The sequence below is a fragment of the Pseudomonas lini genome, from assembly GCF_964063345.1.
Taxonomy (GTDB): domain Bacteria; phylum Pseudomonadota; class Gammaproteobacteria; order Pseudomonadales; family Pseudomonadaceae; genus Aquipseudomonas; species Aquipseudomonas lini_B.
In genome coordinates, this window is record NZ_OZ061318.1 from 2474924 (window position 1) to 2489073 (window position 14150).

Annotated in this window: 15 protein-coding genes; 5 read left to right on the top strand and 10 right to left on the bottom strand. The window is 60.1% G+C overall.

Translation table 11 applies throughout. The features are described from left to right. Positions 1-54 precede the first annotated feature (54 nt). On the top strand, positions 55-378 hold the full coding sequence (locus AB3226_RS11155) for a hypothetical protein (RefSeq protein WP_367373116.1): 324 nt from the start codon (positions 55-57) through the stop codon (positions 376-378). 24 nt (positions 379-402) lie between these two features. On the opposite strand, the gene AB3226_RS11160 is transcribed toward AB3226_RS11155, so the two are convergent. Then, a complete protein-coding gene (locus tag AB3226_RS11160) occupies positions 403-1833 on the bottom strand; it encodes a PLP-dependent aminotransferase family protein (protein WP_367373117.1) in 1431 nt (476 codons plus the stop codon). A 362-nt stretch (positions 1834-2195) separates the two neighbouring features. Between AB3226_RS11160 and AB3226_RS11165 the strand changes: the two genes are divergently transcribed. From AB3226_RS11165 to AB3226_RS11180, 4 genes are all read left to right on the top strand, one after another. Continuing rightward, complete coding sequence (locus tag AB3226_RS11165; RefSeq protein ID WP_007894317.1) at positions 2196-2438, top strand: exodeoxyribonuclease VII small subunit; 243 nt, start codon at positions 2196-2198, stop codon at positions 2436-2438. Beyond that, entirely contained in the window at positions 2435-3322 is an 888-nt protein-coding gene (gene ispA, locus AB3226_RS11170; RefSeq protein ID WP_367373118.1) for a (2E,6E)-farnesyl diphosphate synthase, read from the top strand. Before AB3226_RS11165 ends, ispA begins: the two co-directional genes overlap by 4 nt. 91 nt (positions 3323-3413) lie before the next feature. After that, positions 3414-5312 carry a 1-deoxy-D-xylulose-5-phosphate synthase gene (gene dxs, locus AB3226_RS11175; protein WP_367373119.1) on the top strand — a complete coding sequence of 633 codons (1899 nt, stop codon included), beginning with the start codon at positions 3414-3416 and terminating at the stop codon, positions 5310-5312. Between the two features lie 168 nt (positions 5313-5480). Next, positions 5481-7364: a TonB-dependent receptor domain-containing protein gene (locus AB3226_RS11180; RefSeq protein ID WP_367373120.1), complete on the top strand. Its 1884-nt coding sequence runs from the start codon at positions 5481-5483 to the stop codon at positions 7362-7364. Between the two features lie 139 nt (positions 7365-7503). On the opposite strand, the gene AB3226_RS11185 is transcribed toward AB3226_RS11180, so the two are convergent. The 9 genes from AB3226_RS11185 to ribBA form a co-directional block, all read right to left on the bottom strand. Continuing rightward, positions 7504-8304: a cobalamin-binding protein gene (locus AB3226_RS11185; protein WP_367373121.1), complete on the bottom strand. Its 801-nt coding sequence runs from the start codon at positions 8302-8304 to the stop codon at positions 7504-7506. Then, positions 8304-8723: an MFS transporter gene (locus tag AB3226_RS11190; protein WP_367373122.1), complete on the bottom strand. Its 420-nt coding sequence runs from the start codon at positions 8721-8723 to the stop codon at positions 8304-8306. Before AB3226_RS11190 ends, AB3226_RS11185 begins: the two co-directional genes overlap by 1 nt. Next, on the bottom strand, positions 8720-9337 hold the full coding sequence (ribA, locus tag AB3226_RS11195) for a GTP cyclohydrolase II (protein ID WP_007906827.1): 618 nt from the start codon (positions 9335-9337) through the stop codon (positions 8720-8722). Before ribA ends, AB3226_RS11190 begins: the two co-directional genes overlap by 4 nt. Positions 9338-9588: 251 nt before the next feature. Beyond that, positions 9589-10326 carry a substrate-binding periplasmic protein gene (locus tag AB3226_RS11200; protein ID WP_367375784.1) on the bottom strand — a complete coding sequence of 246 codons (738 nt, stop codon included), beginning with the start codon at positions 10324-10326 and terminating at the stop codon, positions 9589-9591. Between the two features lie 23 nt (positions 10327-10349). After that, entirely contained in the window at positions 10350-10853 is a 504-nt protein-coding gene (locus AB3226_RS11205; protein ID WP_030131337.1) for a phosphatidylglycerophosphatase A, read from the bottom strand. Then, positions 10850-11815, bottom strand: coding sequence for a thiamine-phosphate kinase (gene thiL, locus AB3226_RS11210; protein ID WP_367373123.1), 966 nt, complete (start codon positions 11813-11815; stop codon positions 10850-10852). The genes AB3226_RS11205 and thiL overlap by 4 nt, the downstream gene beginning before the upstream one ends. Positions 11816-11842: 27 nt before the next feature. After that, entirely contained in the window at positions 11843-12343 is a 501-nt protein-coding gene (nusB, locus tag AB3226_RS11215; RefSeq protein WP_038981348.1) for a transcription antitermination factor NusB, read from the bottom strand. Further along, on the bottom strand, positions 12340-12816 hold the full coding sequence (gene ribE / locus AB3226_RS11220; protein WP_003228649.1) for a 6,7-dimethyl-8-ribityllumazine synthase: 477 nt from the start codon (positions 12814-12816) through the stop codon (positions 12340-12342). Before ribE ends, nusB begins: the two co-directional genes overlap by 4 nt. A 234-nt stretch (positions 12817-13050) precedes the next feature. Beyond that, positions 13051-14142 carry a bifunctional 3,4-dihydroxy-2-butanone-4-phosphate synthase/GTP cyclohydrolase II gene (gene ribBA, locus AB3226_RS11225; protein ID WP_038981347.1) on the bottom strand — a complete coding sequence of 364 codons (1092 nt, stop codon included), beginning with the start codon at positions 14140-14142 and terminating at the stop codon, positions 13051-13053. Between the last annotated feature and the right edge of the window lie 8 nt (positions 14143-14150).

Sequence of the window (14150 nt, forward strand, 5' to 3'; positions counted from 1 at the left end):
TGAAGCAAGCAGCAGACGGCGGGCGATGCTTGCCGTCGAACTGGGAATAACGATATGTCTATGAAAACCAATGGATTAACGCTGAAGTCTTTTTACGCCGACGCCCAGATGTGGTCGAGCCAGGACGGTAAACCGCTGTACTGGATCGATGACATCAGCCTGGCCGTCAACGGCTCGGAAATCGTCGAGGATTCGCTCATCAAGGCCCTGCACGATAATGACGAAGTCCAGATCCTCAATGGCGTCATCTACTCCTATGCAGACCTGGGTGAAGTGGCCACCTTGGTGGAATACTTCAAAAGCTGGCAGCAAAACCTGAAGTCGATGCACCGCCCTCCCTTCTCCCATGAAGCGCCGCCGGGCAGCGAGATTGACTAGCATCAGGCTAACCTGGGCATGGCCTCAAGCGCCGGGTTCAGTGACCCGGCGAGCTGTTTCGCTGCGGGTCTGAGACTCGATGAAACGCTTGAACTGGATGTCATTGCAGTGGCTGACGTTCAGGCGGATGTACTGATCGTAGTCCCGGGTGTTGCTGAACAACGACCCTGGAGCCAGAAAGATGCGGGCGTCATGAGCCTGCTCAATCAGACGACGAATATCCACGTGCGCGGGGAAACGTCCCCACAGGAACAAGCCATCCACGCCGGGTTCGTCAAACACCACGCCGACCTTGCCCAGCCACTCCCGCGCCCTGACACGCTCCTGCATCACCCGCTGACGCAGGGCATCCAAATGGTGTTGGTAGCGCCCGGACTCCAGGGTGTAAGTCACGATGGTTTCGTCCAGCGATGAGCCGCACAACAAGTTATACATCTTCTGCTCCACCAGACGCTCGACAAAGGCCGGTGGTGCCGCCACATACCCAAGGCGCAGGGCAGGACTTAGCACCTTGCTGAAACCGCTGATGTAAAACGTGCGATTCAAACCATCCAGGCTGGCCAATCGAAGTGTTTGCTTGGCAGACAACGAGCCGAAAATATCGTCTTCAACAATGTGAAAATCATATTTCTCGGCCAGCGAAAGAATCTTGAACCCCTTGGCCGGGGAGGTATTGCCGCCAGTGGGGTTGTGGATCAGGGTCTGGGTCAGAAACAGTTTTGGCCGGTACTTGATCAGCATGGCCTCCATGGCCTCCAGGTCCGGACCATCCCCCATACGTGGCACCGTGATGATGTTGAAATCCCGCCCCTTGATCAGCTTCAATTGCAGCAACAAGTAGCTTGGGTCCTCGACCAGCAGGTAATCACCAGGCTTGAGCATGACATTACGAATCAGCGAGAACGCATGGGTAGCGCCCACCGTCACCACAATCTGGCTGCTGGAGGCATTGATGTGAACCTCTCGCAACTTGCGCGCAATCACCGAGCGCAACGCCTGGCTCCCCGCTGCTGGCGCCGGGACGCTGCAAGACAGCGTGTTACGAATCAACCGTCCGGTCACGGAAACAGGCACCGCTTCAGCCAGCCAGGACGGAGGAAAGTAACCTGAACTGACGGGGATATCGTACTGGGAAGGGTCCAGCGCGCGGTACAGAAACCCCGCGTGCAGGCTGGACGGCGGGATCAACTCGTCCAGGTCCTTGAGGGTTCCCGCTGGATTGGTCGCGAGAATAAAGTAACCGGCCCCGGGTCGGGACTCGATAATGTGCTGCGCCACGAGGTCCTCATAAGCGCTGCTCACCGTAAAGTTACTGACGCCCAGTTGTTTGGACAGCGCCCTGACCGATGGCAACCTGCTGCCTTGAACCCATTGAAAAGATTCAATGCGGGTAATAATTGCGCTTCGGATCTGGTCCACCAACAACGTCTTGCTGCTGCGATCTATCTCAAACATCTCATTCCCTTAATGAAACCGCCGCCATCATGGCCTTCCTGATGCCTGGCAAAGCGCAGACAGGTGATCGACAGGCCATCGCGCCAACACTCGCGTACGAGACAGCCCTTGGAACTTTGTAAGCAAAGTTTACGCCAGCGCGCAAAAAATGCCTCGTCTATTGCAACGTCTGCGGCGATCACGATGCTCGTCGATCTCTCATCACTGGCAAGATTTTTTATCCGCTCCTGGCAACAGGTCGAGCGATAACTATCGGAGCCGGCAATTGTGTCAGCAGCACCGTCACAATGACCGCCTATTTGCCCCAACTCCCTCTCTCTGCTAGTGTCGCGCCGGTTTAACGTCAACCGGAAATAGCCGCCATGGCCCGCAAAAAAGCTGCACTGGATTTCGAACAATCCCTCGCTGACCTGCAAACGCTGGTAGAGCGTCTGGAGAACGGCGAATTGTCGCTGGAAGACTCGCTGACCGCTTTCGAGCAGGGCATCGGTCTGACCCGTGATTGCCAGGCGGCGCTGGCTCAGGCCGAGCAGAAGGTCCAGGTGCTGCTCGAGCGTGATGGTGAGCTGGCCGAGGAACCCTTCGACGCGGATCAGCCAGAATGATTGCGGCGTATTCGGCGACCAGCCAGGCGCGCGTCAATGCTGCACTGGAAACCCTGTTCAACGCACCGGGTCCTGAACTTGCCCGCCTCTACGAAGCCATGCGCTACAGCGTGATGAATGGCGGCAAGCGCGTACGCCCGTTGCTGGCCTACGCCGCGTGTGAGGCGCTGGGCGGCAAGGCCGAGCAAGCCAACGGCGCGGCCTGCGCGGTGGAGCTGATCCACGCTTATTCGCTGGTGCACGACGATTTACCGGCCATGGACGACGACGATCTGCGTCGCGGCCAGCCGACTACGCATAAAAAATTCGATGAAGCCTGTGCAATCCTCGCCGGTGACGGTTTGCAGAGCCTGGCCTTCAGCGCCCTCCTCGACCCGCGCCTGAGCAGTTGTGACGCCGAAACCCGTCTACAGATGGTCAGCGCCCTGGCGTTGGCGGCGGGCCCGGCGGGCATGGTCGGCGGGCAAGCCATCGATCTCGGTTCGGTGGGCCTGAAGCTCGATCAAAAAGCCCTTGAATACATGCATCGGCACAAGACCGGCGCGTTGATCGAAGTCAGCGTCAAGCTCGGCGCCCTGGCCAGTGGTCATGCCGCGAAGGACGAACTGAAGTCCCTGCAGACTTATGCACAGGCCATTGGCCTGGCATTTCAGGTCCAGGACGACATTCTCGACGTCGAAAGTGACACCGAAACCCTCGGAAAACGCCAGGGCGCCGACATTGCCCGGGACAAGCCGACCTACCCGGCTCTGCTCGGTCTTGACGCGGCCAAGGCCTATGCCCTGGAACTGCGCGACCAGGCCCTGCACGCGCTGCGACCGTTTGACGCGGCGGCCGAGCCATTGCGCGATCTGGCCCGGTACATCGTCGATCGCCGCAGCTGACGGCGTATCCGCCAAAAAAAACCAACGCGTGGGCAGGGGGCGATGCATCAGGTAAACTGCCGCATCTTTTATACCTATAACGATTCGCCTGATGCCCACGACGTTTCATGAGATTCCCCGCAAGCGCCCGACCACGCCCCTGCTCGACCGTGCCAACACGCCGGACGGCCTGCGCCGGTTAGGCGAAGCCGAGCTGGAAACCCTGGCTGATGAGTTGCGCCTGGAATTGCTCTACACGGTCGGTCAGACCGGTGGGCATTTCGGTGCCGGCCTGGGCGTCATCGAGCTGACCATCGCGTTGCATTACGTCTTCGACACCCCGGATGACCGGCTGGTGTGGGACGTGGGTCATCAGGCCTACCCGCACAAAATCCTCACCGGCCGTCGCGAGCGCATGAGCACCCTGCGCCAGAAGGACGGCATTGCCGCCTTCCCGCGTCGTTCCGAGAGCGAGTACGACACCTTTGGCGTCGGCCACTCCAGCACCTCGATCAGCGCAGCGCTGGGCATGGCGATTGCCGCCCGCCTGCAACACAGTGATCGCAAGGCGATCGCGGTGATCGGCGACGGCGCACTGACTGCCGGCATGGCTTTCGAGGCGCTGAACCATGCGCCGGAAGTAGACGCCAACATGCTGGTGATCCTCAACGACAACGACATGTCGATCTCGCGCAACGTCGGCGGGCTGTCGAACTATCTGGCGAAAATCCTTTCCAGCCGCACTTACGCGAGCATGCGAGAAGGCAGCAAAAAGGTCCTCTCGCGCCTGCCCGGCGCCTGGGAAATCGCCCGTCGCACCGAAGAATACGCCAAAGGCATGCTGGTTCCCGGCACGCTGTTCGAAGAGCTGGGCTGGAACTATATCGGCCCGATCGATGGCCACGACCTGCCGACCCTGATCGCTACCCTGCGCAACATGCGCGATCTGAAAGGCCCGCAATTCCTGCACGTGGTCACCAAGAAAGGCAAAGGCTTCGCTCCGGCAGAAGTCGACCCGATCGGTTACCACGCCATCACCAAACTCGAACCTGTGGATGCTCCGGCCGCCGCGCCGAAGAAAGCCGGCGGGCCGAAGTATTCCGGTGTGTTCGGTGAATGGCTGTGCGACATGGCCGCGGTTGATCCGCGTCTGGTCGGGATTACCCCGGCGATGAAGGAAGGCTCCGATCTGGTGGCTTTCAGCGAGCGCTTCCCGGAGCGTTATTTCGACGTGGCGATTGCCGAGCAACACGCCGTGACCCTCGCCGCCGGCATGGCTTGCGAAGGCGCCAAACCGGTGGTGGCGATCTATTCGACGTTCCTGCAGCGCGCTTACGACCAGCTTGTGCATGATGTGGCGGTGCAAAACCTCGACGTTTTGTTCGCCATCGACCGCGCAGGCCTGGTGGGTGAAGACGGCCCGACGCACGCGGGCAGCTTCGACCTGTCGTTCCTGCGTTGCATCCCCGGCATGCTGGTGATGACCCCGAGCGACGAAAACGAACTGCGCAAAATGCTCAGCACCGGCCATCTGTACAACGGCCCGGCGGCGGTGCGTTATCCGCGCGGCACCGGCCCGAATGCGCCGATCGCGAAAGACCTCGAACCGATTGAAATCGGCAAGGGTGTCGTCCGCCGTCAGGGCAGCAAAGTCGCCCTGCTGGTGTTTGGCGTGCAACTGGCCGAGGCACTGAAAGTCGCCGAGAAGCTGGATGCGACCGTGGTCGACATGCGTTTCGTCAAACCGCTCGACGAAGCACTGGTTCGCGAAATCGCCGGCAGCCACGAGTTGCTGGTGACCGTCGAAGAGAACGCAATCATGGGCGGTGCCGGTGGCGCGGTCAGCGAGTTCCTCGCCCGCGAAAACATCCTCAAGTCGGTGCTGCACCTGGGCTTGCCGGATACCTATGTGGAGCACGCCAAGCCTGCGCAAATGCTGGCTGAGTGTGGGCTGGATGAGGCAGGGATCGAAGAAGCGGTACGTCAGCGCCTGCAACTGCTGAATATCTAAACATCAGATATACGCAAAACCCTGTGGGAGCGGGCTTGCCCGCGATAGCGGAGTGACAGTCAACTTATTCATTGACTGACACACCGTCATCGCGGGCAAGCCCGCTCCCACATTGGGTTTTATGCAACCTTCAGAATGTATTCGCTTTAAAGCGCCAACGGACTGTTCATGAAACTCTCCCCTTTTGCCCTGACGCTGACCCTCCTGCCGGCCGGCCAACTCTGGGCCGACACCTTCGAACGCGACCAGGCCCTGAAACTGCCCGACGTGCTGATCAGCGCCAACCGTCAGGTCGAAGCGCGCAACGACAGCAGCGCCGCCAACACGGTGTTCACCCGCGACGACATCGACCGTCTGCAACCGAGCAGTGTCACTGACCTGCTGCGCCGCGTACCAGGCGTACAAGTCGGGCAAACCGGTGGGCGCGGCAGTCTGCCGGGGATCTACATTCGTGGTACCAAGTCGGCGCAAAGCCTGGTGCTGGTCGACGGCCAGCGCATCGGCAACTCGACCTCCGGCGACAGCAACCTGCAACACATCAACATCGAACAGGTCGAGCGCGTGGAAGTACTGCGCGGCTCCCGCTCGGTGATTTACGGCAGCGATGCGATTGGCGGGGTGATCCAGATCTTCACCCGCCGTGGCGACGAACAAGGCCTGCAACCACGCATGCACGTTGGGGCTGGCAGCAACCAGACCTGGGAGCGCAGCCTCGGATTGTCCGGCGGCGACGCGCAGACCCGCTTCAACCTCGGCGCCAGCCTTGATGAAACGGCAGGCATCAATCGCACCCATGAGTCATATCCCAGTGATGGCGATCACGATGAATACCGCAATAAGTCGGTCAGCTTAAGCCTGAGCCACGCGCTCACCGACGACATCGAAATCGGCGCCAATCTGCTGGATAACCAGGGCAAAAGTGCGTTCGACAACCCGTTCGGTCGCTTCGATATGAACACCTTCGAATCGGTCCAGCAGCAGCCCTACAGCGAGTTCTCTGTGAGCAGCGTCAGCAGTTACGTCGACGCGCGGATCAATGACCGGTGGAAAACCCGCGTCGAGTTCGGCCACAGCGAAAACCGTGAGAAGACGCTCGACAAGCTCAGCGACGAGCGCAGCGTGTTCAACACTTACCGCGATTCTGTGAACTGGCAGAACGACCTGACCCTGGATGAGCGCAACAGCCTGATCCTCGGCGGCGACTGGTACGAAGACCGAATCAACAGCAGCACAACGTTCGATGAAGATAGCCGCTGGAACCGTGCAGCGTTTATCCAGCATCGCTATCAGGCCGACAGTTTCTCTACAGAACTGGGCCTGCGTCGCGACCAGAACCAGCAGTTCGGCAGCCAGAACAGCTGGAGCGGCACGTTTACCCTGCCGCTGAACCCGGACAACGATGTGCTGCTGACCTACAGCGAAGGCTTCCGCGCGCCGACCTTCAATGACCTGTACTACCCGGATTTCAGCAACCCGAACCTGAAACCCGAAACCTCGAAAAGTTATGAACTGCAATGGCGCAGTCAGCTGACGCAGAACAGTCGCCTGGAAGCTTCGCTGTACCGCACTGATCTGGAAGACGCGATTATTTTCGGCAGCAACAACCGCCCGGCGAACGTCGCTTCGGCGCGCATTAACGGTTTTGAAGCGGCTTTGAAACAAGAGCTGTTCGGCTGGCAGAGCAACCTCGGCATATCAATCATCGACCCACGAGATCGCGACAGCGGCCACACCCTCGCCCGCCGTGCACGGCGGACTTTGAGCCTGGATCTGGATCGGCAGTTCGACCGGCTCGGCCTCGGGGCCAGTTGGCAAGCGGTGAGCAGCAGTTATGACGACCAGAACAACCAGCAGCCGTTAGGCGGGTATGCGTTGTTGGGGTTGCGCAGCAGTTGGGCGCTGAATCGCGAGATCAAGCTACAATTGAAGGTCGATAATTTGCTGGACAAGGGCTACAGCCGGGCGTTGTACAGCCATGACGGCAGTCAGTATGGGTATCGCGAGGAAGGCCGGGCGTGGATGTTCGGGGTGACCTGGACACCGGATATTTGAAGCCATCACCCGATCACTGTGGCGAGGGAGCTTGCTCCCGCTCGGTTGCGTAGCAGCCGCAATCCAAGCTGATCCGATCCATCTGAAAAGTTTTGGGGCCGCTTCGCAGCCCAACGGGAGCAAGCTCCCTCGCCACAGGTTAGAGGTCGGGCGCGATCAACTGGCACAACTTGGCAGTCGCTTCGATCATCTGCCCACTCGGCCGCTCCAGCCCCTTATCCGTCACCAATAGCAATTGCCCCTGCGCCACCGCCGTCACTTGGGGCCAGGACTTCCATGCATCGAGCTGCGCCTGATCACTGGCCAGAATCACCTCGGGATTGCGCTGCAACACCGCCTCCACACTGACCTGCGGTGCAGGCTGCGTCAGGTCGGCAAATACATTGCGCGCCCCGCACACCTCCAGCGCATCGCTGATGATCTGCCCACCGCCCACGGTGTACAGCGGCCGATCCCAGACTTGATAAAACACCCGTAACGGCTCATCCCTTCGATAACGCTGGCGCAGGAAATCAAGTCGTTGACGCAGATTTTCGGCCAATAAAACGCCACGCTCCGGTCTTCCGAGCTGCGTAGCGATCACTTCAATCTGGGCGGTAAGTTGTTCGAGGTTGTGAGGTTCGGCGACATAGGTGGGAATGTTCAGCCGTTTGAGCTGCTCACGCTGAGCCGGCCCCACACTACCCGGCCAGAGCAGCAACAGATCGGGTTTGAGGCTGAGCAGTCGTTCCATGTCCAACTGGCCGTAGCTGCCAACGGAAGGAATGTCTTTGAGTTCAGGAGGACGTTCGCCTGCATCCAGCATACCGACCAGAAGGTCAGCCGAGTTCAGCTCAACGATGATTTCAGAAAGCGACGGTGCCAGACTGACGACCCGTTCAATTGCAGCCGCCGAACCGCTGACGGCCAGCAGCAACACTGCCAGCCAGATGCTGCGCATCAGCCGAGTTGACGCGGGATACGGTAGAGGTAGAACAGCACCGTGGTCGACAGCGCCAGCAGCACCAGCGGCACAGCTTCAAGCCCAACGAATACCGCAAGCGCACCAATCCAGGCGGGCAGGCCGGCCACCAGAAACGCGGCACGGCGTTTCGCGGCCAGGGCGATCCAGGCGTCGGGTTCTTCAGGGGTGTCGAGGGCTTTCTGGGTGGCGATCAGCGCGTGCTTGTAGCCGCCAAAGAACTTCAGGCTGACAAACATCGAGGCCACACCGGCGATGAATAACGGCATGGCCAGCACCGGCAGAATCGCCTCGCTTTTGCCGAATACACCGTTGATCACGAACAGCGGCAGCAAGGCCAGCGCCAGGTATTGCCACCAGTTGACAGAGAGTCGCCGCCGTACCTGACCGCGGGTCACGCCCGGTCAACCTCGCCCTGATGCTCGTTACCCATCATGTGGTCGAGCTTGCTGGCCTTGGTCGCCAGGTAGAGTTTGTTGTGCGGGTTGTGCCCGGTGTGCAACGGCACGCGCTCGGCAACCACGATGCCCATGTCGGTCAAGGCTTTGACCTTGCGTGGGTTGTTGGTCATCAGACGCAAGGACTTCACGCCCAAATGCTCCAGCATCGGCAGGCACATGGCGTAGTCGCGCTGGTCAGCGGCGAAACCCAGACGCTCGTTGGCTTCAACGGTGTCGGCACCGCCGTCCTGCAATTCATAGGCGCGGATCTTGTTCAACAGGCCAATGCCGCGACCTTCCTGACGCAAGTAGAGCAACACCCCACGGCCTTCACGGGCGATTGCCTGCAAGGCTGCCTCGAGTTGCGAACCGCAGTCGCAGCGCTGGCTGAACAAGGCATCGCCCGTCAGGCATTCGGAGTGCAACCGGCCGAGTACCGGAGCACCGTCGGCGAACTCACCCAGGCTCAGCACCACGTGCTCGCGCCCGTTCTCTTCATCGAGAAAGCCATGCATGGTGAATTGCGCAAAAGGCGTTGGCAGCTTGGAAGCGGCGACAAAAACGACAGGCACCGGTGTGCTCCTGATCTAGATGTACTGAAGATTCGCAGAGGCGGCATTGTAACAGGCCGTTCCTACAGACGCTTAGGCTGAATTATCGGCTATAACGATCAAAAAGTTTGATATCAAATCCACCTATCCCTTGTGGGAGCGAGCCTGCTCGCGATAGCTGATTGTCAGTTATATCTGTGTCAGCTCACAGTCCGTCATCGCGAGCAGGCTCGCTCCCACAGGGAAGTCCTTGCCAACTGCATGATCTGTGATCAGTTCGACTCAAACGGATAGGGCTGCTTCCAGCGTTTGAAGATCGGTTTCAGCTGGCCGTTTTTTACCAGCACTTCCATGCGCTGATCGAACAGCACCATCAACTTGCGGGCATTCGGTGTATCGGCAAAGCACAGATAAAGCGGCAAATCCACGATGTGCGTGCGGCGAAATTGCGATGGGGCCTTGGCTCGGTTGACGATGGAGTTAACCTCGTCCAGCGCGTCGATGTAGTAATCGATGCGGTTGTGAATCAGCATCGAAAGAATCCCGGTACGCCGCACGATTTCGTTGTAGCTCTGCACATTGGGTAAATAATCCTGGAATTTGTAGCCGCGTACCCAGGCCAATCGATAGTTGCCCAGGGTTTGCAGGGTCGGCGCCGGATTGCTGGCCAGACCCAGTGCATAGATCGGATCGGTATCGAAATGCCAACGCGGATAGAGCACATCGCTCACTTCATCCCGATAAGCACCGACACAAGCATCCACTTCACCGCGCTGTGCCAGGCCCGTGGCGCGCGTGTAGGGTTCGGTTCGAATATCCAGTTTGACGCCAGCCGGCTCAAACACTTCGCGCAGCACATCCCAACCCAAACCATGGCCATCGGCGGCGGTAAAGTCTTCCCAGGCTTCGCTCGCCAGGTGAATCACGGACGGCGTCGTCGGTGCATCCCCCGCCTGGGCGAACGAGCAAAATAGCGCGAAAACCATCAGCAGCAACCCGCGTTGCGCCATCCCCGTTTCTCTCAGTTGATGCATCAGACGAAAAGCCACACCAGCCCTTGCATCGCCAACCACGCAAATACGCCCGCCAGCACATCGTCGAGCATGATGCCTACACCGCCGTGCACATGCCGGTCGATCCAGTGAATCGGCCAGGGCTTGAGGATGTCGAAGAAGCGGAACATCAAGAACCCCGCCAGCAACCAATACCAACCTTCCGGCACCAGCCACAGGGTGATCCACATCCCGACCATTTCGTCCCAGACAATGCCTTCGTGATCGTGCACGCGCAAATCATCGGCGACCTTGCCGCACAGCCAGAAGCCGAACAGCATGGTGATGCCGAGCATCAGCCAATAACCCCAATCGGGCAGCATCTGCCACAACGGAATGAAGGGTAACGCCACTAACGAACCCCAGGTGCCCGGCGCTTTTGGCAGGGTGCCCGAGCCGAAGCCGAACGCCAGGAAATGCCAAGGATTGCGCCAGACCGACGGCGGTACGAACTCCGCCGGAACCTGTTTGGGATGATCTGTCACGGTGTCTCCCGAAAATGTTGATAACCCCGGATTGGCGGGGTGATGTCGTGTCCGTCGGCGTCCAGCAGTGTCACGCCCTGCCCTGCTACGACCCGCCCAAGCACATGGATCGGCCAGCCGTCCGCCAGCAACGATGGCAACTCGGCGGGCGGCAAGGTGAAGGCCAGCACGTAATCGTCACCACCGCTCAGGGCGGCTTGCTCAGCGCCAGACTGACCGAGGAAGGCCAGTAGCGCCTTCGATAACGGCAGCTTGTTGCGCTCTATCTGAACCCCGACTTTCGACGCCAAGGCAATGTGCCCGCAGTCGGCGAGCAGGCCGTCGGAGATGTCCAGCGCCGCAGTGGCTCTGCCGCGCAACGCCATGCCCAGACCCAGCTGCGGTTGCGGCGACCAGTAATGGGCACGCAACGGATCAGCGATGGCCGCATCAGCCATTCGCTGGCCGAGCACCAAAGGCAACGCGCCCGCGCCATTCCCCAGCTCACCGCCCACGCAAAGCAAATCGCCCGGCTGTGCGCCGCTGCGGGTCAAGGCCAGACCGGTTGGCACCCGACCGAACACGGTCATGGTCAGGCTCAACGGCCCGCGAGTGGTATCGCCACCCACCAGCGCCACACCGCAATTTTGCGCCATGAGGTTCAAACCACGGGCGAAGGCTTCCAGCCAATCGGTGGTCACCGTCGGCAAGGTCAGGGCAAGGGTAAAGGCAATGGGAGCAGCGCCCATGGCGGCCAGATCACTGACCGCCACGGCCAGCGAGCGCTGACCGAGCAGAAACGGGTCGCAAGGGTCTGCGAAATGCACACCGGCCACGAGCGTGTCGGTGGAAATCGCCAACTGCTCCCCGGGGGGAACAGCCAGCAAGGCGCAGTCGTCGCCGATCCCGAGGGCAACGCCTTCGCCGCCCTGCGCACAAGGCGCGGCGGCGAAGAAATTGCGGATCAGCTCAAACTCACCCATGGCGCAGACTTAGTGTTCAAGCGCCAATCAGCGCTTGAACGCCTTCACTTCAGCTTCACGCAGACGCGGGGCCAGCTTGTCGAGCACACCGTTGACGAACTTGTGGCCGTCGGTGGAACCGAAGACCTTGGCCAGTTCGATACCTTCGTTGATCACAACGCGGTACGGCACATCAACGCGCTCGAGCAGCTCCCAGGTGGACAGGCGCAGAACCGCCAGTTCAACCGGGTCCAGCTCTTCGATGGTGATGTCCAGGCATGGCGCCAGTGCGGCGTCGATCCGGTCCTTCTGAGCCGGAACCCCATGCAGGATTTCACGGAAGTAGGCGCCGTCGACATCGCTGAAATCGTTATCGACCCGAAACTGCGCTTCGATCTCGTTCAGCGATTGCTTGGCCATATGCCATTGGTACAGCGCCTGAGTCGCGAGCTGACGGGCTTCGCGACGCTTGACGCTTTTCGATGGCTTGCCGGCATCCGCAGGCTTTGGATCGCGCGGGTTGAAACGATCGCTATCGTCGCTAATCACTTGGCCTCCAACTGCGCCAGCAGGCTGACCATTTCCAGGGCGGACAGGGCAGCTTCAGCACCTTTGTTACCGGCCTTGGTGCCGGAACGTTCGATGGCTTGTTCGATGGAATCAACGGTCAGTACGCCGAAAGCGACCGGTACGCCGAACTCCATGGACACCTGGGCCAGGCCCTTGGTGCATTCGCCAGCCACGTATTCGAAGTGCGGAGTACCGCCACGAATGACTGCGCCCAAGGCGATGATTGCCGCGAACTCGCCCTTCTGAGCGACTTTTTGCGCAACCAGCGGGATTTCGAAGGCGCCAGGCGCACGGATGATGGTGATGTCGCTTTCGCTCACGCCATGGCGAACCAGGGCATCAACTGCACCGCTGACCAGGCTTTCAACGACGAAGCTGTTGAAACGGCCCACTACCAAAGCGTAGCGGCCTTTAGGGGCGATGAAGGTACCTTCGATGGTCTTCAGGGTCATTCGTTAGATCTCTTAAAGAGCCGGGACGCGTCTCGTACGCATCCCTCAGTGATATTAGCCACGAATACATGGCCGCAGACACCGCATTGCCGTTCACTTACACATCCGTGCCGAGGGAGCTTGCTCCCGCCGGGCAGCGTAGCAGCCCCTTTTGTGGGCGCTGCGCACCCAAGCGGGAGCAAGCTCCCTCGCCACAATGGATCTAAGTCAACAATGCCGAAATCTCCGGGGTCATTATTCGGAGGGCACGTATTCTACAACTTCCAGATCGAAACCGGATATCGCATTAAATTTCATCGGCGCACTCATCAGACGCATTTTGCGCACGCCCAGGTCCCGAAGAATCTGCGAACCGGCACCGACGATGCTGTAAGTGGTCGGTTTTTTCACTGCGCTGTGATCCGCGGTTTCGCGGATATGCGCCAGCAACACGTCGCCATCGAGCGGGTGACCGAGCAACAGCACCACGCCGCTGCCAGCCTCGGCAACCGCAGCCATGGCGGCGCGCAGGCTCCAGCGGCCCGGTTGCTTGACCATCAGCAGGTCACGCAGCGGGTCCATGTTGTGCACCCGGACCAGCGTCGGCTCTTCGGCGCACACGGTGCCCAGGGTCAGGGCCATGTGCACATCGCCTTCCACCGAATCACGATAGGTCACCAGGTTGAACTGGCCCAATTCGCTGTCCAGCGGCTGCTCGGCAATCCGCTGAACGGTACGTTCGTGGATCATCCGGTAGTGAATCAGGTCGGCGATGGTGCCGATCTTGATGTTGTGTTCAGCGGCAAACGCTTCGAGTTCGGCGCGACGGGACATGGTGCCGTCGTCGTTCATCACTTCGCAGATCACACCGCTCGGCTCGAAACCGGCCATGCGCGCCAGATCGCAAGCAGCTTCGGTGTGGCCGGCACGGGCCAGCGTACCGCCGGCCTGGGCCATCAGCGGGAAGATGTGGCCGGGGCTGACGATGTCTTCAGCCTTGGCGTCTTTGGCGGCAGCTGCTTGTACAGTGCGCGCACGGTCGGCCGCGGAGATACCGGTGGTCACGCCTTCGGCGGCTTCGATGGACACGGTGAACTTGGTGCCGAAACCGGAACCGTTACGTGGCGCCATCAATGGCAGCTTGAGCAGTTCGCAACGCTCGCGACTCATCGGCATGCAGATCAGGCCACGGGCGTGCTTGGCCATGAAGTTGATGTGTTCAGGCTTGCAGCATTCGGCGGCCATGATCAGGTCGCCTTCGTTCTCGCGGTCTTCGTCATCCATGAGGATGACCATCTTGCCTTGGCGGATGTCTTCAACCAGTTCTTCGATGCTATTGAGCGCCACAAGGCACC